The sequence below is a fragment of the Vibrio ishigakensis genome (assembly GCF_024347675.1).
In the GTDB taxonomy this organism is placed as follows: domain Bacteria; phylum Pseudomonadota; class Gammaproteobacteria; order Enterobacterales; family Vibrionaceae; genus Vibrio; species Vibrio ishigakensis.
In genome coordinates this window covers 2,230,904-2,247,438 of sequence record NZ_AP024881.1, presented here as the reverse complement: position 1 = coordinate 2,247,438, position 16,535 = coordinate 2,230,904, and the positions used below count along the sequence as shown (strand labels likewise).

Below are 16,535 nucleotides of genomic sequence, written 5' to 3'. Positions count from 1 at the left end.
GCTAGATGAGTTTAAACTTTCTAGAGTTTGAAAAGCCGATCGCGGAACTGGAAGCGAAAATCGAAGCGCTGCGTGACGTTAGCCGCCATGGTGGTGAAGAGGGTGTAGATCTGGATAAAGAGATCGCATCTTTGGAGAAAAAAAGCCTAGAGCTAAAGAAGAAGATCTTCGGTGACCTAGGTGCATGGCAGGTAGCTCAGCTAGCTCGCCACCCACAGCGCCCTTACACCTATGATTACATCGAGCATGTATTCTCTGAATTCGATGAATTGTGTGGTGACCGTCATTACGCAGACGACAAGGCAATCGTTGGTGGTATCGCTCGCCTAGAAGGTCGCCCAGTGATGATCATTGGTCACCAGAAAGGTCGTGAGACCAAAGAAAAGGTAATCCGCAATTTCGGTATGCCTAAGCCAGAAGGTTATCGTAAAGCCCTTCGCCTGATGGAGATGGCTGAGCGTTTCAACATGCCAATCATCACCTTTATCGATACCGCGGGTGCATACCCTGGTGTTGGTGCAGAGGAGCGTGGTCAGTCTGAAGCTATTGCACAAAACCTTAAAGTAATGGCAGGTCTAAAAGTACCGGTTATCTGTAACGTAGTAGGTGAAGGCGGTTCAGGCGGTGCACTGGCAATCGGTGTTGGCGATTTCGTTAACATGCTTGAGTATTCGACCTACTCGGTTATCTCTCCAGAGGGCTGTGCATCTATCCTTTGGCGTGACGCTGAAAAAGCGCCACAGGCTGCAGAAGCCATGGGTCTGATTGCTCCTCGCTTAAAAGAACTTGGCCTAATCGATGAGATCATCTCTGAGCCACTGGGCGGTGCACATCGTGACCACATCCAAACGGCTGAGAACGTGAAGTCTACGCTTATTGCTCAGCTTGCAGAGCTAGAAGGCAAGAATAACGAAGAGCTTCTTGAGCGTCGTTATGACCGCTTGATGAGTTACGGCTACTGCTAAGCCAAGAAACAGTTACACTAAAAGCGAGCATTAGCTCGCTTTTTTCGCTTTAAGGGATTCTCTTTGACAGATTTACTCTCGCCACTTTCTCGTTTGTTAGAGTCGCACCAAGGTGCTGAGGTAGTGCTCGCGTTAAGTGGTGGCTTGGATTCACGCCTACTGCTGCACGTTTTGGCTCGCTATCGAGAGCTACATCCAGCCACTTCCGTCAAGGCGGTGCACATACATCATGGGCTGAGTGAAAACGCAGATGAGTGGGCACAGCTGTGCGGTAAATGGTGTCGTGAGTATCAGATATCATTTTGTGTAGAGTACGCCAGGCTCGAGCTTAGCTCTAAACAGAGCCTAGAGGCTCAAGCGCGAGAGGCGCGATACTCTCTGTTACAAGAGTACCTTGGAGAGGGTGATATCTTGCTAACAGCCCAACACGGTGATGATCAGCTAGAAACCCTTTTACTCGCCCTAAAGCGTGGCAGTGGGCCAGCAGGTTTGGCTGCGATGGGAGAGATCAGCTCGTTCGCTGGTGGCTTTCTGGTTCGTCCCTTACTTGGGTTTACTCGCGCCGAGTTAGAAGCCGAAGCTCAGAGATGTCAGCTAGAGTGGGTTGAGGACGAGAGTAACCAGAATACCGATTTTGATAGGAATTTCCTGCGCCATGAGGTGATTCCTAAACTTAGCCAGCGCTGGCCTCATATCCAAGCTTCTGCCACACGATCAGCGGCCTTATGTTATGAGCAAGAGCAGTTGCTACAGAGCCTTATCAAAGAGAAGTATCAAGGCTTAGTGGGTGACGACCTAGGGCTGGAATGCGAGGCATTACTTAGTTGTGAACCTGCGCTGCAAAACCAGCTTTTGCGAATGTGGATTAAAGAGCAAGGCCTCAATATGCCAAGCCAAAATCAGCTTAGGATGATAGTCGATGAGGTGGTAAATGCTCGTCCTGATGCTAACCCTAAGCTAGCTATGAAGGGCTTCAGCGTGCATCGCTTTCAGGGGCAGTTGTATATTGCTCCGGTGAGAAATCTCAAACCTAGCTGGAGTCAGGCATTGGTTGTAGGGCAAGAGATTGATTTACCAGAGAATCTGGGAAGTGTTGGCTTATACCAAGACTCAGAAGTTGGCTTAAAGCTTCGCGCACCGCTTGCCCAAGAGAAGGTAAGCATAGCCTTCGCTCCGGTCGGGGAAGGTTTGGTATTGCACCCTGAAGGGCGCAGCGGCAGTCGAAAACTAAAAAAACTGTTTCAGGAGTATCAAATTCCGCCATGGAAACGATCGCTGACCCCGATTTTGATGTATAACCAAGAAGTAGTAGCTGTGGGTGACCTCTTTGTTTGCAAAGCATTTTCTGGTCAAGACTGCAGTTTTTATTGGAAGCAATAATTAGAAAAAGGAAACCTTATGAACAAGATTCTAGTGTCTGCAGTGTTAGCCCTTGGCGTGAGTTTTGGTGCCACGGCAGGAGATGCGGCAGCAGGTAAAGCGAAATCAGCGATTTGCGCTGCTTGTCACGGTGCTGATGGTATTGCGGTTATCGATGGCTATCCAAACCTGGCGGGCCAAAACGAAAAATACCTAGTTTCTTCGATGAAGGCCTACAAGGCGAAACAGCGCAATGGCGGCTTGGCTGCGGTGATGCAGGCGCAAGCCTCTATGTTGAGCGATGAAGATATCGCAAACTTGGCTGCTTACTACGCTTCAATGAAGTAAAACTGTATAGCCATTTCGCTGTGAAATAGGATAATATTCAAAGCAGACAAACACTTGTAGAGGTAGGGAATATCCATGAAAAAAATTGAGGCGATCATCAAACCATTCAAACTTGATGATGTGCGAGAGGCGCTAGCAGACGTTGGTATCACCGGTATGACGGTATCTGAGGTGAAAGGCTTTGGACGTCAGAAAGGCCACACTGAGCTGTATCGCGGTGCTGAATACATGGTTGATTTCCTTCCAAAGGTGAAGCTTGAGATTGTGGTTGCTGAAGAAGTGGCAGCCCAGTGTGTGGACACCATTGTTGAGACTGCACAAACCGGCAAGATCGGTGATGGTAAGATCTTTGTAACCGACGTTGAGCGTGTTGTGCGTATCCGTACTGGTGAAGAAGACGAAGACGCTATCTAAGCCTCATAGCAACACAAGACCTCAAGCCCTCGCATCGTGCGGGGGCTTTTTGTTTATGCTAGATTGTTTTTATTCCTCCCAAGCCCCAGCCGTATATGACATTCAAACGCTCTCTTATCGCCCTTATTGCCACCTTAACTACTCTAGGTGTGCTTGCCTTTGATTTTTGGCCTCAGGTGCCGGACAAGGATACCGTGGTGGTTACCGATGGTCTGCAGGAACAGCAAGAAAGTAATATCGAGTGTAAGGAGTTTCAAAGCGCATCACCTCTGGATAAAGACGGGCAGATAGAGGTCTTGGTTTGGAATATCTACAAGCAGAATAAGGCGGGCTGGAAATCAGATCTTGAATCTTATCTTTCAAAGATTCAGCTCGGGTTACTGCAAGAGGTAAGCATGTCTGAAGAGTTTAAGTCATGGCTCTATCATGCAGATTGGATTGGTCAGCAGGCAAAGGCGTTCGAGATGTTTGATGCCTCAGCTGGGGTGTTTAACCTTGCCCATGTCTATCCAAGCAAGATCTGCGCGCAGCTTTCTACTGAGCCCTGGTTGAGACTGCCGAAATCGGCGCTGTTTGCCACTTATCAGCTTTCTAATGGTGAGGTGCTAGGGGTGGGGAATCTGCACGGAATTAACTTTACCTTTGGAACCGAGGACTATGCGAAACAGCTTGGCTTGCTTGGCGAGAAGCTCAAGGAGCATAAGGGGCCTGTCATTCTAGGCGGAGACTTCAATACTTGGAGTGATAGTCGTTCACAGGCGCTTAGAAAGGCTATGAGTAATGCCGGGCTGATTGAGGTAAGCTTTGACCCTGACAATAGGTCTCGTTTTATGGATGGCGAGGTGCTAGACCATATCTATTACCGTGGTCTAGAGCTAAAAAAAGCAGAGGCGCCAACTAGTGACGCCTCTGATCATAATCCATTGTTCGCAAGTTTTGCTTTGATTAAACGCTAACCTTAGTCACGTCTACATACAGCTTAAGCTTTTGACCTGGTTTTAGGTATTTGGATTTATCAAGGTTGTTCCATTTGATCACATCAGACGAACGTACCTTGAAGCGGTTTGCGATAGTGCTGATGTTGTCACCACTACGAACCGAGTAGTAAACCGTGCGAATAACCGCACCTTGTTTACCTTGTTTCCAAACGACTAGGTCTTGGCCTACACGAATCGTGTCTTTTGGTGCCATCCCGTTCCATCTAGCCAGAGACTGGACCGAAACATCGTGCTTCTTAGCGATAGTCCAGAAGCTCTCACCGGATTTCACCTTGTGCGTAACCTTGTAGTCACCACGAGAGCGAGATTGAGTCTGCTTGAGGCGGTTATCGGCGCTCAGTGCATAGGCGTTAGCATTTTGGCTCGAGGTCGGAACCAAGATGTAAGCCCCCGCACGAAGGGCAGAAGAGCTCATGCCGTTGGCGGTCTTGATGGCATCCATAGTTGTGTTATGCGCTTGAGCAATCTGGCTTAACGTATCGCCCGACTGTACCTTGTAGCGCGTTACCTTGATGCCTTTGCCTCGGTTTTCCTGCACCTGCTTTTCAAACTGCTCTTTTTTCTCAATAGGGATAAGAAGCTGGTGTGGACCTTCTGGCGCGGTTGCCCATTGATTGTAGGCTGGGTTGTAGCTCTGAAGTTCTTTTACTGAAATGCCTGCATACTGAGCGGCAATACCTAGATCTAGCTGCTCTTTCGGGTCAACGCTAACCAGAACTGGCTTGTTGGCAATAGGCGGGATGGATACACCGTACTTTTCTTGGTTGGCGACTATGTCTGCCAGCGCCATCAGCTTAGGCACATAGCCACTGGTCTCTTTTGGCAGCTTTAGCGAGAAGAAATCAATTGGCTTACCATGACGGCGGTTTTGACGGATAGCACTGCTTACGCGACCACTGCCACTGTTGTATGAAGCAATCGCATGGTTCCAGTTGCCATCGAAGCGCTCACTTAGGTAAGTAAGATAGTTAAGAGCGGCGTCAGTTGATGCTTCAACGTCACGACGACCGTCATACCAATAGGTCTGCTCTAGGCCGTACATCTTGCCCGTACCCGGAATAAACTGCCATAGGCCAGCCGCACTGCCATGCGAGTAGGCAAAGGCATCGAACGAGCTTTCAACCACAGGAAGTAGGGCTAACTCTAACGGCAGGTTACGCTCTTCAATCTTCTCGGTAATTAGGTATAGGAAAGGCTCGGCACGCTTTGATACGGTGCGAAGGTGGCTCGGGTGTTTGAGATACCAGTTGCGGTAATATTCGACTTTCTTATGGTCAGCGACCGGCAATTCCAGTTGCATGCCGATGCGCTTCCATACGTCTTCTTGCTCCTGAGGCGTTAGCTCTTTGGTTGCTTCAACCTTAGGCTCTAAATCTGTCTGTGCTTGAGCCTCATCTTTGATAGGGGCTTGTTCGAGACTGGAATCAGGGTTTTGTTTCGGTGCCTCTGTCTCTGTTGTTTCTGGAGTTTGAGCCACCTGACACCCTGTTAACAGGAGTGCCAGAACCCAGCTGTGCTTGAGTCTCATCAATTTACCTTTATAACTCTATTTTTCGCGGAAAATTCGAATGAGTGTATACAATTAGAAGTGATCTTTCCATTTTCGAAGCGCAGTGAATACCCCGAGCGGGCTCAAATCTTCAGTCTTATTACGCACCGAATCCATAATCTCCGGCTGCGTCACTCTAAGAAAAGGATTTATGGCGCTTTCTAGACCGATCGTGCTTGGAAGTGTCGGTCTCTGTTGCCCTCGCAGTTGGTTTACCTTGTCGCGATATTTTTGTAACTCGCTGTTTCCTGGCTCTACGGCTAGGGCAAAGGCTAGGTTGCTGGCGGTATACTCGTGAGCACAAAACACCTGAGTCTTAGAGTCTAAACTGGCCAGTTTGGATAGTGAACTCCACATCTGCTCTGGAGTGCCTTCGAAGACGCGACCACAGCCAGCGGAGAAAAGCACATCTCCGCAAAATAGCTTTTCATCGGCAAGGTATCCAATATGACCTAGGGTATGACCCGGAAGGTCTAAAACCTCGAAGGTTTCGCCGAATAGCTCAAAACTGTCACCCTGCTGAACGGACTGGCTCAATCCAGCGACAGCATCCTTAGTTGGGCCTACCACCTTGGCATCTTTATAAGCGCGCTTTAGAGCAGCCACACCGCCTACATGATCTGCATGATGATGAGTGATAAGTATGGTGCTTAATGTGAGCTCATGCTGTTGTAAGTAGTTGATTACTGGTTGGTGATCGCCCGGATCGACCACGGCGCACTCACCTTGGTTATTGTGAATCAGCCAGATGTAATTATCGTTAAATGCAGGTATGCTTTTTACTACTAACATTAAAAAGTTCCTTTGATTGAGCTATGGACGGCCATTGAATGCGACCCGCTCGTATATCCCGAAAAATAGAGCAACCACACTCGTGGTCAGAACTGCCTAAGCACGCTTGGGTGTTCGATACTATTCAAACACGTTTGGATGAGTGGTGTCCTAAGCTGTTTGGCTACCATATGCTTAAAGTGGGCGGGTTAAGCTCCGAGCTTACCAGTTGCAACTGCAACATTCAGCACCAAATTAATCTCGATAGTGTTAATCCTATTCACAATATTGTGGCCGATGCGTACGACCTTCCGTTCCTAGAAAAAAGCATAGATGTGGTACTGATGGCGCACCAGTTGGACTACTGCTTAGACCCTCACAGATTACTTCGTGAAGTGGATAGGGTAATGATAGACGATGGCTATCTGATACTGACTGGCTTTAACCCTATCAGTTTGACCGGCTTGAATAGCTTGATGCCATGGCGAAAGCATAACTTGCCATGGAGTGGTCGAATGTTTACCCCATACCGAGTGCAAGATTGGCTGAGTGTATTGAACTACCAGGTGGTGCATTTGGATAGCTACGCCATGATTCCGGCAAAGAAGCAAAGGGCTATCTGGACTTGGATGGAGAATGCATTCGGCGATTGGAGTGCACCGTTTTGTAGCCTTTATTTCATCGTGGCGCGAAAGCGTACTTATCCGCTTAAACCGATAAAGCCTCACTGGAAATTAAAGCGTCGATTATCCCCAGTGAGCGTTAACTATAGGGTTAAGCCGACTCCTGATAGCCAGTGTCGACATCGGTAGGGTTGTCTGCTGCCGCACGAGCGATTTCATCGCAGATCTCGTTCTCTCTGTGCCCGGCGTGACCTTTCACCCATTTCCATTCGATCTTGTGGCGTTGGGCTTCAGAATCTAGCGCTTTCCACAGGTCGACATTGATAACGGGCTTCTTATCAGCCTTTTTCCAGCCACGTTTTTTCCAACCATGAATCCACTGTGTGATGCCTTGTCTGACGTACTGGCTATCTGTGGTCAAAACCACCTCACAAGGCTCTTTAAGGAGCTTGAGTGCCTCTACTGCGGCCATCATTTCCATACGGTTGTTGGTGGTGCGTTCAAAACCCTTGGCGATCTGCTTTTCGTGCCCTTTATAGCGCAGTACAATCCCATATCCGCCAGGACCTGGGTTTCCTAAGCAGGAACCATCAGTGAAAATTTCAACTTGTTTGAGCATGTTTTGGTATATTAGGGTCTGATGACCTTCTGCGTTTGAATTTTGCTCGAGTCAGAAACGATTTAATCGCGGCGAGAACCTTGTAGCCTAGTCATCTAAGCAAAAGGGGCTCAACAAAGAGTAAATCGTTTCTGGCCGAGCCCTTTGGGTAGCGTTTGTTCGGCATTTCTACCGCGTTAGACACTTTTCATGTAGAACCACTACACCTAAAAGTGTCTGCCTTGTATAAAAGCCGAACAACTCGCTACAAAAACGAACTCATAAGGTCTTCAGACCCTAATCCTTAGCCGATGCCATAGTCTGACACAGTTTTATTTATGAATACTAGCAACAAATCACATCGTATCGTGGTGCTCGATACCGAAACCACAGGTATGAACCGCGAGGGTGGCCCTACTTACCTTAACCATAGAATCATCGAGATAGGTGCGGTTGAGATCATCGACCGTAAGCTTACGGGTCGTCACTTTCACGTCTACATTAAGCCTAATCGTGAGATCCAACCCGATGCGATTACGGTCCACGGTATTACCGATGAGTTTTTGCTAGATAAGCCAGACTATAAAGAGATACACCAAGAGTTTCTTGAGTTTATCGATGGTGCAGAGCTGGTGGCTCACAATGCGCCCTTTGACGTCGGTTTCATGGATTACGAGTTCAGCATGCTGGATCCGGCGATAGGTAAAACGGCGGATCACTGTCAGATCACCGATACCTTGGCTATGGCTAAACGCATGCCAAACATGCCGAGTCGTAAAAACCTAGACTCGCTTGCAAAGCATTACACCATAGACATCTCCGCACGTGTGCTTCACGGCGCATTGCTCGATGCTGAGATTCTGGCAGACGTATACCTTGCGATGACGGGTGGCCAAACAGACTTGGAGTTTGCTAGCGCTAATGGCAGTTCCGCAGGACAAGCCCAAGGTATTACGCGTGCGGCTGGGGGCAGAAAATTGAAGGTCATTAGAGCTACAGATGAAGAACTAGTCGCCCATAGTGAACGACTCAAGTTGGTTAGCGAAGACCTGAACTGGTAATAAAAAAACGCCTTGCTTAGCAAGGCGTTTTGTCATTTAAGAGGCTTGTCTAATCGCCTCTGGAGTCTGAACCCCGGCGCTTAGCATTTCAGGTTCAAAATCATCCACGTTGATAGAGCGCATTCTATGCTCTTCCGCTTCTAGCAGTACTTCAGCTTCTTCTTGAGTGATGGCTCCTGCTTCCAATCCCTCTTTCGCGATTAGGTCTAGGCGAGTAAAGGCACGCTTGGTCTGTAGGTGAGTACACACCTTGTCGAAGATAGGTTCAGCTTGCAATATCACTGTGAGCGCCAATTCAAGTTGGCCTTGAACATTGTGTTTCGATGGCTCTAAGTATTGGTTACGCGCCAAACGTGTACGAGTCGAATTCGGGGTTTGTAGAATACGTGCTAGCTTGCTATCCAGCTTATCACTCGGTGCTTTACGGACGCGACCAATTGGCATTAGTAGAACTTTTAGTGATGCACCTACCCATTTGACAGGGAAGTTGCTCAGGAAGTCATGCATAGCAGATTCAAGCTCATGCAGGCTGTTTTGCGCAGCCCAATGCACCAGCGGTAAGTCCTCTGCAGGGCGGCCGTCTTGCTCGAAGCGCTGCAAGACAGCAGAGCATAGATAGAGCTGGCTCAACATGTCTGCAAGACGGGCGGACATACGCTCTTTGCGTTTCAGCGAACCTCCTAGCATCAGCATAGAGATGTCTGAAAGAAAGGCTAGATTCGCACTGTAGCGGTTGAGTTTCTGATAGTAGCGCTTAGTGGGCCCTTTCACGGCGCTGTATGAGCCCAAGCCGTCTGTCACTGAAAAGGTAAGGCTTCGCACTAGGTTACTCATTGCAAAACCAACGTGACCAAACAGAGCTTTATCAAAATCGGCTAACGCTTTGGCGTCAGTAGAGTGCGCCGCTTCCATCTCTTTTAGCACATATGGATGACAACGAACCGCGCCTTGACCATAGATCATCAAGGAGCGAGTCAGAATATTTGCCCCCTCTACGGTGATAGAGACTGGTGCGCCTTGATATCCACGAGCAAGGAAGTTTGATGGGCCAAGCATGACCCCTTTACCGCCGGCAATATCCATTGCGTCGATAGAGGCTCTTTGGCTTAGATGGGTACAGTGGTATTTAACAATTGCTGAAATAACCGAAGGCTTTGCACCTTGGTCAATGGCACTCATGGTAAGCAAGTTTACTGCCTCAAGTAGGTAAGCACTACCTGCAATGCGTGCCAATGGCTCCTCAATCCCCTCCATTTGACCAATAGGCTGTTTGAACTGGCGGCGAATACGAGCATAGGCGCCGATAGCCAGGGCATTGGTTTTCACCCCACCTGTGTTGGTAGATGGTAGGGTGATCGCCCTTCCCACAGACAAGCATTCCACAAGCATACGCCATCCTTGGCCCGCCATTTTCGGACCACCTATGATGAAGTCGAGAGGCACGAATAGCTCTTGTGCTTGGGTAGGTCCATTTTGGAACGGAATGTTGAGTGGGAAGTGGCGACGTCCGATCTTGACGCCGTCAAGGTTAGTTGGGATAAGTGCGCAGGTGATGCCTAAATCTTGCTCGTCACCTAACAATCCATCTGGGTCTCGTAGTTTAAAGGCTAGGCCAAGTACGGTCGCGACTGGTGCTAGGGTGATGTAGCGCTTATTCCAAGTAAGCTTCATCCCAAGCACACTCTTACCTTTCCATTCCCCCTCGCACACTACACCGAAATCTGGGATGGCACCGGCATCGGAACCTGCCTCAGGGCTAGTGAGTGCGAAGCAAGGGATCTCTTTGCCTTCGGCTAATCTTGGTAGGTAATAATCTTGCTGGTCTTTGGTGCCGTACATTTGAAGCAGTTCACCCGGGCCTAGAGAGTTAGGGACACCTACGGTTGAAGCAACCACAATCGATGTACCTGCAAGGCGTTGCAGTACAAGGGCTTGTGCGTACGCTGAAAACTCTAAACCGCCATATTTCTTTTCAATGATCATGGCGAAGAACTTGTGCTTTTTGAGGAACTGCCATACCTCTGGTGGCATATCAGCCATTTCGTGAGTGATCTCAAAATCATTGATCATGGCGCACAATTCGTTCACCGGGCCATCAAGAAACGCTTTCTCTTCTGCGGTAAGCACTGATTTCTCGACCTTCTTTAGAAACTCCCAATCTGGCTTACCTTGAAAGAGTTCTGCCTCAAACCAGGTTGTGCCCGCATCGAGGGCCTCTTTTTCAGTTTGGGACATAGGAGGTAGAACCTTGCGAAATGCGCTTAAGATCTTGCTAGAAACGGTTTTTTGTCGCCATTCATCGAACATCATGAATGCGGATATTGCCAGCAGTACTAACCAGGCAAGTAGTGAAAAACCTACGAAGACGCTAGCGAGGACTAGAGCTGCGGTACTTGCTAAAAAACAGTTGAACAGGCTGGTTCTTCGATAAAGACAGACAGAAGCCGTGCCTAATAGGGTGATTAAAGCGACAAGCAATTCCATGATTTTGGGCTCTCCATATTGTGAAGCCAGATACTTATAATATAGGTAAGAGGTCTAACCAGATCAAAATGGTATCTCAATTGTTAAAATATTGTGAATCTAGTTGGTTTGTTTTTGTGATCTAAATCGATAGATGGTTTGATGAAAATCTGTTCAGTCGTCTGTTTTGAGGTGCTAAATATGGGTGTTGGATACTCGACACTAATCAAGGTTTCTTGTTACATTCGATGTAACAAAATCAAAATACCCTAAAGGGAGAGAACGCTGTGTATCAGGACCTAATAAAGAGTGAGCTAACCGAGGCGGCACAAGTGCTGCAAGCCTTCATCAGTGATGAAAAAAACATTCAGCAGATTGAAAAGGCGGCAAAGCTTATCGCTGACTCTTTTAAGCAAGGTGGTAAGGTACTATCTTGTGGTAACGGTGGCTCTCATTGTGATGCTATGCACTTTGCTGAGGAACTAACGGGTCGCTATCGCGAAAACCGTCCAGGCTATCCTGGTATTGCTATTTCGGATCCAAGTCATCTCTCTTGTGTGAGTAACGACTTCGGTTATGACTTTGTGTTCTCTCGTTACCTTGAAGCAGTAGGCCAAAAAGGCGATGTGTTGTTTGGACTATCTACATCAGGCAATTCAGCTAACGTGCTAAAGGCTATCGAGACAGCGCAGAAAAAAGGAATTAAAACCATCGCCCTAACGGGTAAAGATGGTGGCAAGATGGCTGGTTTGGCTGATGTTGAGATTCGTGTTCCACACTTTGGTTACGCCGATCGTATTCAAGAGATACATATCAAGATCATCCACATTATTATCCAGCTGATTGAAAAAGAGATGGAAGCTTAATCGCTAATCGGGTAGGAGAGAGTTATGTGTGAACTGCTTGGCATGAGCGCAAATGTGCCAACAGATATCTGTTTTAGTTTTACCGGTCTGATGCAACGTGGTGGTAACACTGGTCCGCATAAAGATGGCTGGGGGATCACCTTTTATGAGGGTAAGGGCTTTCGCACCTTCAAGGATCCGAACCCGAGCTGTGACTCTAAGATAGCTGACCTCGTTCAAAACCTACCTATCAAGAGCTGTGCGGTAGTAAGTCATATCCGTCAAGCCAACCGTGGGGCGGTGAACCTTGAGAATACCCATCCGTTCACTCGAGAACTTTGGGGGCGCTATTGGACCTTTGCTCACAACGGCCAACTGACAGGGTATCAAGACCTGCCGGTAGTGCGTCACCGCTCTGTGGGTAAAACCGACAGTGAAAAAGCATTTTGCTGGCTACTCGACAAGCTTGAGGAGCGCTACCCGCAGCCACCTGAGGATATGGAGCAAGCGTTCAAGTACCTGGTTGAGCTGTGTGATGAGTTGCGAGAGCTAGGTGTCTTTAACATGCTCTTGTCCGACGGTGAATACGTGTTGGCTTATTGCACTAATCACCTCTATTACATTACGCGTCGCGCTCCATTTGGTAAGGCGAGTCTCATCGATGAGGATGTGACTATTAACTTCCAAGAAGAAACCACGCCTAATGATGTGGTTTCTGTGATTGCTACACAGCCTCTAACTGATGATGAGGTGTGGCACAGGCTCAAACCAGGGGAGTTCACCCTGTTTAGGAATGGCGAGCTGATCGGCGGTAATGCCGATGCGCTGATTGATGTCGCTTACGCGGAAGCCAAGCCAAAAAGTCAGGCACCAACAGAGGCCCTTGAAGATTAGTTTATAGTGGCTCGGCGACGAGCCGCTGTGGAACCAAGCAAGGCCAACCAGATAAGGTTTAAGCTACCGCCACTCGATTTGCCTTTTTGAGGCTCAACACTTTGAGTTTCTTTACTAACTACTTCTACAACACCTTCTAATCGGTTTTTCTCTTCAGTTCTTAGATGAACAGTAATATCTGGGTCTATCTGATTGTTGAGAATGTCGGTAATCCAATCGGCATAGTCTGCAACTTCAGTGAAAACAGAGGTTATAGGGTAGTTTGGGTCACCGCATTTTTTAGGGCCGAAGCTAGTAATACCGATTAGAACATTTCTACCGTTCCTTCTTCCATATACAGGGCCACCGGAGTCACCATTACAGGTTGAATTCAAAAGTCCAGAGTACTGGTTGTAATAGCCAGTAAAACAGATATGAGAATCAAGGATCTTATCCCCATACTGTAAACGACAGGTATCGTTAGTAACGAGATTTAGGTTTACCTTCTGTAGATAGTTTGTATTCTTTTCGTCTTGGGAGGTATTACCATGACCGATAGCTACAAAAAGGTTATTCAAGTCTTGTCGGTAAGTTTCGTATCTATCCCATCCCACGATTTCCCCAACCTGTCTCGGCGCCTCTAATTTGAGGATCGCAATATCATTTGGTAGCCCTTGGCGCACCGAGTCAACATAGTCTTTACGATAATAGATATCTGAGACTCTGCGGCTAAAACCGTGGTGTTGCGGGTGATGATGAATCTCGTGCTGTGGCTTAAAAACAACCGAGGTATAGAGTTGGGTTAGGTCATCGCCATAGATGCAGTGAGCTGCGGTAAGAATGTGCTCTGGATCAATCAATACACCGCCACAATAGGGGAAATATTTATCATCAGAAAGGTAGCCAGTTGGATCAACGTAAAGGCTCACAAAAGAAGGGTACTGATCCACATCGGCATTTATACCATTGACTATGTATGCTGAATTTCCATCAGCTTGAGCGCTACCTATTGATGCAAAACTTGCAAAAGTAATAGCAAAAAATGATTTCAAGTTCATTTGAGTTTCCTTATCTCCCCCCCAGGTGACAAAGAAACAAAGACTACCGCTTACTTAAAGTTGGTTTCCATATGCAACAATAAACTAGCGTACGGTTTATTTTTTGGATGTGATCTGACGCATTTCTTTTGGCACAAAAAAACAGGCTTGAAGCCTGTTTTTATCGTCTATTGCCAAGTTACTCGGCCGGATAAGATGTCTTGCACTACCTTAGGGTAGAGTTGATGCTCTGCCTTTTGCACCTTTGCCATTAGAGATTCAGCGCTCTCTTGTGGCTCTATCGCTACCTTTATCTGCTCTATGATAGGGCCGCTATCGAGTTCAGGGGTAACAAAGTGCACGCTACTTCCGTGTTCACTGTCTCCAGCATCTATAGCTCTTTGATGAGTATTGAGGCCAGGATACTTAGGTAGCAGGGAAGGGTGGATGTTTATCATCTTACCAAGATAACGGTTCACAAAGCCTTCGCTCAGGATACGCATATAGCCAGCGAGAACGATTAGATCAGGCTGGTAGGTGTCGATGATCTTCATTACCTCAGCATCAAAAGACTCTCGGTCGGAGTAATCTTTGTGCGAAAGAGTATGAGATGGAATCGTCGCTTGCTTTGCGCGTTCTAGGCCGTAAGCATCAGTGCGGTTACTGATAACCGCACTGACTTGACCATCGATTTCGCCCTTAGCGCAAGCATCTATGATTGCCTGCAGGTTACTTCCATTCCCTGAAATTAGGACGACGATCTTTTTCATCGTTACTTGATCTCTACTTGCTCTTCTTCAGCAGTAGCTTGTGCAATCTGACCGATAACCCAAGCGTTCTCGCCTTCAGCTTTTAGAAGCTCAACAGCCGCTTCAGCTTGGTCTTGTGGTAGAGCGACGATCAGGCCAACACCACAGTTGAAGGTGCGGTACATCTCGTGAGTTGTGACGTTGCCGTTCTCTTGTAGCCAGTTGAACACGGTAGGCCATTGCCAGCTGTTACCGTCGATAACCGCTTTAGTACCTTCAGGAAGTACGCGTGGGATGTTTTCCCAGAAGCCACCACCTGTGATGTGAGAGATAGCGTGGATATCGTGCTTCTCGATCATCTTAAGAGCAGACTTAATGTAGATCTTAGTTGGCTCTAGTAGGTGCTCACCTAGAGTCTTACCTTCAAGGTCTTGGCTAAGGTCAGCTTCAGAAACTTCTAGGATTTTACGGATTAGTGAGTAGCCGTTTGAGTGTGGGCCACTTGAACCAACTGCGATAAGTGCATCGCCAGCCGCTACTTTAGTACCATCGATGATTTCTTGTTTCTCAACAACACCAACACAGAAGCCAGCAACATCATAGTCGTCGCCTTCGTACATGCCTGGCATTTCAGCAGTTTCACCACCAATCAGTGCACAACCACTTTGTACACAACCTTCGGCAATACCTGCAACTACGTCTGCAGCTGTGTCTACGTCGAGCTTCCCTGTCGCGTAGTAATCTAGGAAGAATAGAGGCTCAGCACCTTGAACGATTAGGTCGTTAACACACATAGCAACTAGGTCGATGCCGATGGTGTCGTGTTTTTTCATGTCCAAAGCGAGACGCAGTTTAGTGCCCACACCATCCGTACCAGAAACCAGTACAGGTTCCTTGTATTTAGTTGGTAGTTCACACAATGCGCCAAAGCCACCGATGCCACCCATGACTTCTGGACGACGAGTGCGCTTTACAGCACCTTTAATTTTGTCAACCAGTGCGTTGCCAGCGTCGATATCTACACCAGCGTCTTTGTAGCTAAGAGAAGCCTTGTTACCACTCACGGGAAAGTCCTCGAATAAATAGTTAGGGAAGAAAAATCGGCGCTATTCTAACAAGGGTCAAGTCGCAATAGCAAACGTTTGCGCAGTTATTTTTTATAAAAGGAAGCATGCGACTGTGCTCGCATACTTATGGTTGTTCGTTATATAATTCACAGGTTTATAGTTACGTTTTCTGGAGATAGAGATGAAAGTCGTTGAGGTGAAGCACCCACTTGTTAAACACAAAATTGGTCTGATGCGTGAAGGGGACATCAGTACTAAGCGTTTTCGCGAGTTGGCGACTGAGGTAGGTAGCCTACTAACCTACGAAGCAACAGCAAACTTTGAGACAGAGCGAGTAACTATTGAAGGCTGGAATGGCCCAGTAGAGATCGACCAAATCAAGGGTAAAAAGGTAACTGTAGTGCCTATCCTTCGTGCAGGTCTTGGCATGATGGACGGCGTGCTTGAGCATATGCCAAGTGCAAAGATCAGCGTTGTAGGTGTTTACCGTGATGAGGAAACCCTAGAGCCTGTGCCTTACTTCAACAAGCTAGCGTCAAACATCGATGAGCGTATCGCTCTGGTTGTTGACCCTATGCTAGCAACTGGCGGTTCTATGATTGCAACTATCGATCTTCTAAAAGAATCAGGTTGTAAGAACATTAAAGCGCTAGTTCTAGTAGCCGCACCTGAAGGTATTGAAGCACTAGAAAAGGCACATCCAGACATTGAGCTTTACACTGCAGCTATCGATGAGTGCCTAAACGATAAGGGTTATATCGTTCCTGGTCTTGGCGATGCGGGCGATAAAATCTTCGGTACTAAGTAAGAATAAA

17 protein-coding genes are annotated in these 16,535 nt (G+C 47.6%); 10 read left to right on the top strand and 7 right to left on the bottom strand.

Going from position 1 to position 16,535, the window contains the following annotated elements; all coding sequences use genetic code 11:
* Positions 1 to 5: 5 nt before the first annotated feature.
* From accA to Pcarn_RS10265, 5 genes are all read left to right on the top strand, one after another.
* Positions 6 to 965 (top strand): acetyl-CoA carboxylase carboxyl transferase subunit alpha, encoded by a 960-nt coding sequence (gene accA, locus Pcarn_RS10285; protein ID WP_261833780.1) that lies wholly within the window; start codon positions 6 to 8, stop codon positions 963 to 965.
* Between the two features lie 63 nt (positions 966 to 1,028).
* Positions 1,029 to 2,345, top strand: coding sequence for a tRNA lysidine(34) synthetase TilS (gene tilS / locus Pcarn_RS10280; protein ID WP_261833779.1), 1,317 nt, complete (start codon positions 1,029 to 1,031; stop codon positions 2,343 to 2,345).
* 18 nt (positions 2,346 to 2,363) lie between these two features.
* On the top strand, positions 2,364 to 2,672 hold the full coding sequence (locus Pcarn_RS10275) for a c-type cytochrome (RefSeq protein WP_261833778.1): 309 nt from the start codon (positions 2,364 to 2,366) through the stop codon (positions 2,670 to 2,672).
* 75 nt (positions 2,673 to 2,747) lie between these two features.
* On the top strand, positions 2,748 to 3,086 hold the full coding sequence (gene glnB, locus Pcarn_RS10270) for a nitrogen regulatory protein P-II (protein ID WP_261833777.1): 339 nt from the start codon (positions 2,748 to 2,750) through the stop codon (positions 3,084 to 3,086).
* A 95-nt stretch (positions 3,087 to 3,181) separates the two neighbouring features.
* Entirely contained in the window at positions 3,182 to 4,042 is an 861-nt protein-coding gene (locus Pcarn_RS10265) for an endonuclease/exonuclease/phosphatase family protein (protein WP_261833776.1), read from the top strand.
* Here the strand turns inward: Pcarn_RS10265 and Pcarn_RS10260 are convergent.
* A complete protein-coding gene (locus Pcarn_RS10260) occupies positions 4,032 to 5,612 on the bottom strand; it encodes a lytic transglycosylase (protein ID WP_261833775.1) in 1,581 nt (526 codons plus the stop codon). The two genes, Pcarn_RS10265 and Pcarn_RS10260, sit on opposite strands and share 11 nt — an antisense overlap.
* Positions 5,613 to 5,666: 54 nt before the next feature.
* Entirely contained in the window at positions 5,667 to 6,425 is a 759-nt protein-coding gene (gloB, locus tag Pcarn_RS10255; protein ID WP_261833774.1) for a hydroxyacylglutathione hydrolase, read from the bottom strand.
* Positions 6,426 to 6,463: 38 nt separating this feature from the next.
* Here gloB and Pcarn_RS10250 point away from each other — a divergent pair, with 38 nt between their 5' ends.
* Positions 6,464 to 7,216 (top strand): class I SAM-dependent methyltransferase, encoded by a 753-nt coding sequence (locus Pcarn_RS10250; protein WP_261833773.1) that lies wholly within the window; start codon positions 6,464 to 6,466, stop codon positions 7,214 to 7,216.
* Here the strand turns inward: Pcarn_RS10250 and rnhA are convergent.
* On the bottom strand, positions 7,179 to 7,646 hold the full coding sequence (rnhA, locus tag Pcarn_RS10245; RefSeq protein WP_261833772.1) for a ribonuclease HI: 468 nt from the start codon (positions 7,644 to 7,646) through the stop codon (positions 7,179 to 7,181). The genes Pcarn_RS10250 and rnhA overlap by 38 nt on opposite strands.
* A gap of 317 nt (positions 7,647 to 7,963) precedes the next feature.
* Here rnhA and dnaQ point away from each other — a divergent pair, with 317 nt between their 5' ends.
* Complete coding sequence (gene dnaQ, locus Pcarn_RS10240; protein WP_261833771.1) at positions 7,964 to 8,686, top strand: DNA polymerase III subunit epsilon; 723 nt, start codon at positions 7,964 to 7,966, stop codon at positions 8,684 to 8,686.
* Between the two features lie 36 nt (positions 8,687 to 8,722).
* Here the strand turns inward: dnaQ and fadE are convergent, their stop codons facing one another.
* Positions 8,723 to 11,170, bottom strand: coding sequence for an acyl-CoA dehydrogenase FadE (gene fadE / locus Pcarn_RS10235; protein WP_261833770.1), 2,448 nt, complete (start codon positions 11,168 to 11,170; stop codon positions 8,723 to 8,725).
* Positions 11,171 to 11,436: 266 nt separating this feature from the next.
* Between fadE and lpcA the strand changes: the two genes are divergently transcribed.
* Both lpcA and Pcarn_RS10225 read left to right on the top strand, forming a co-directional pair.
* Positions 11,437 to 12,015 (top strand): D-sedoheptulose 7-phosphate isomerase, encoded by a 579-nt coding sequence (gene lpcA / locus Pcarn_RS10230; protein WP_261833769.1) that lies wholly within the window; start codon positions 11,437 to 11,439, stop codon positions 12,013 to 12,015.
* Between the two features lie 24 nt (positions 12,016 to 12,039).
* Positions 12,040 to 12,888 carry a class II glutamine amidotransferase gene (locus Pcarn_RS10225; protein WP_261833768.1) on the top strand — a complete coding sequence of 283 codons (849 nt, stop codon included), beginning with the start codon at positions 12,040 to 12,042 and terminating at the stop codon, positions 12,886 to 12,888.
* Here the strand turns inward: Pcarn_RS10225 and Pcarn_RS10220 are convergent.
* The 3 genes from Pcarn_RS10220 to purM all read right to left on the bottom strand — a co-directional run bounded on the left by Pcarn_RS10220 (position 12,885) and on the right by purM (position 15,717).
* Positions 12,885 to 13,925: a trypsin-like serine protease gene (locus Pcarn_RS10220; protein WP_261833767.1), complete on the bottom strand. Its 1,041-nt coding sequence runs from the start codon at positions 13,923 to 13,925 to the stop codon at positions 12,885 to 12,887. The two genes, Pcarn_RS10225 and Pcarn_RS10220, sit on opposite strands and share 4 nt — an antisense overlap.
* Before the next feature lie 167 nt (positions 13,926 to 14,092).
* Positions 14,093 to 14,674: a phosphoribosylglycinamide formyltransferase gene (gene purN / locus Pcarn_RS10215; RefSeq protein ID WP_261833766.1), complete on the bottom strand. Its 582-nt coding sequence runs from the start codon at positions 14,672 to 14,674 to the stop codon at positions 14,093 to 14,095.
* Between the two features lie 2 nt (positions 14,675 to 14,676).
* Positions 14,677 to 15,717, bottom strand: coding sequence for a phosphoribosylformylglycinamidine cyclo-ligase (gene purM, locus Pcarn_RS10210; protein ID WP_261833765.1), 1,041 nt, complete (start codon positions 15,715 to 15,717; stop codon positions 14,677 to 14,679).
* A gap of 184 nt (positions 15,718 to 15,901) precedes the next feature.
* Between purM and upp the strand changes: the two genes are divergently transcribed.
* A complete protein-coding gene (upp, locus tag Pcarn_RS10205) occupies positions 15,902 to 16,528 on the top strand; it encodes a uracil phosphoribosyltransferase (protein ID WP_261833764.1) in 627 nt (208 codons plus the stop codon).
* Positions 16,529 to 16,535 lie beyond the last annotated feature (7 nt).

What these genes read in the sequence shown, in the direction of transcription:
- accA (WP_261833780.1), top strand. Translation starts at nt 6, where the DNA reads ATGAGTTTAAACTTTCTAGAGTTTGAAAAGCCGATCGCGGAACTGGAA.
- Pcarn_RS10275 (WP_261833778.1), top strand. Translation starts at nt 2,364, where the DNA reads ATGAACAAGATTCTAGTGTCTGCAGTGTTAGCCCTTGGCGTGAGTTTT.
- glnB (WP_261833777.1), top strand. Translation starts at nt 2,748, where the DNA reads ATGAAAAAAATTGAGGCGATCATCAAACCATTCAAACTTGATGATGTG.
- Pcarn_RS10265 (WP_261833776.1), top strand. Translation starts at nt 3,182, where the DNA reads ATGACATTCAAACGCTCTCTTATCGCCCTTATTGCCACCTTAACTACT.
- Pcarn_RS10260 (WP_261833775.1), bottom strand. Translation starts at nt 5,612, where the DNA reads ATGAGACTCAAGCACAGCTGGGTTCTGGCACTCCTGTTAACAGGGTGT.
- gloB (WP_261833774.1), bottom strand. Translation starts at nt 6,425, where the DNA reads ATGTTAGTAGTAAAAAGCATACCTGCATTTAACGATAATTACATCTGG.
- Pcarn_RS10250 (WP_261833773.1), top strand. Translation starts at nt 6,464, where the DNA reads ATGCGACCCGCTCGTATATCCCGAAAAATAGAGCAACCACACTCGTGG.
- rnhA (WP_261833772.1), bottom strand. Translation starts at nt 7,646, where the DNA reads ATGCTCAAACAAGTTGAAATTTTCACTGATGGTTCCTGCTTAGGAAAC.
- dnaQ (WP_261833771.1), top strand. Translation starts at nt 7,964, where the DNA reads ATGAATACTAGCAACAAATCACATCGTATCGTGGTGCTCGATACCGAA.
- fadE (WP_261833770.1), bottom strand. Translation starts at nt 11,170, where the DNA reads ATGGAATTGCTTGTCGCTTTAATCACCCTATTAGGCACGGCTTCTGTC.
- Pcarn_RS10225 (WP_261833768.1), top strand. Translation starts at nt 12,040, where the DNA reads ATGTGTGAACTGCTTGGCATGAGCGCAAATGTGCCAACAGATATCTGT.
- Pcarn_RS10220 (WP_261833767.1), bottom strand. Translation starts at nt 13,925, where the DNA reads ATGAACTTGAAATCATTTTTTGCTATTACTTTTGCAAGTTTTGCATCA.
- purN (WP_261833766.1), bottom strand. Translation starts at nt 14,674, where the DNA reads ATGAAAAAGATCGTCGTCCTAATTTCAGGGAATGGAAGTAACCTGCAG.
- upp (WP_261833764.1), top strand. Translation starts at nt 15,902, where the DNA reads ATGAAAGTCGTTGAGGTGAAGCACCCACTTGTTAAACACAAAATTGGT.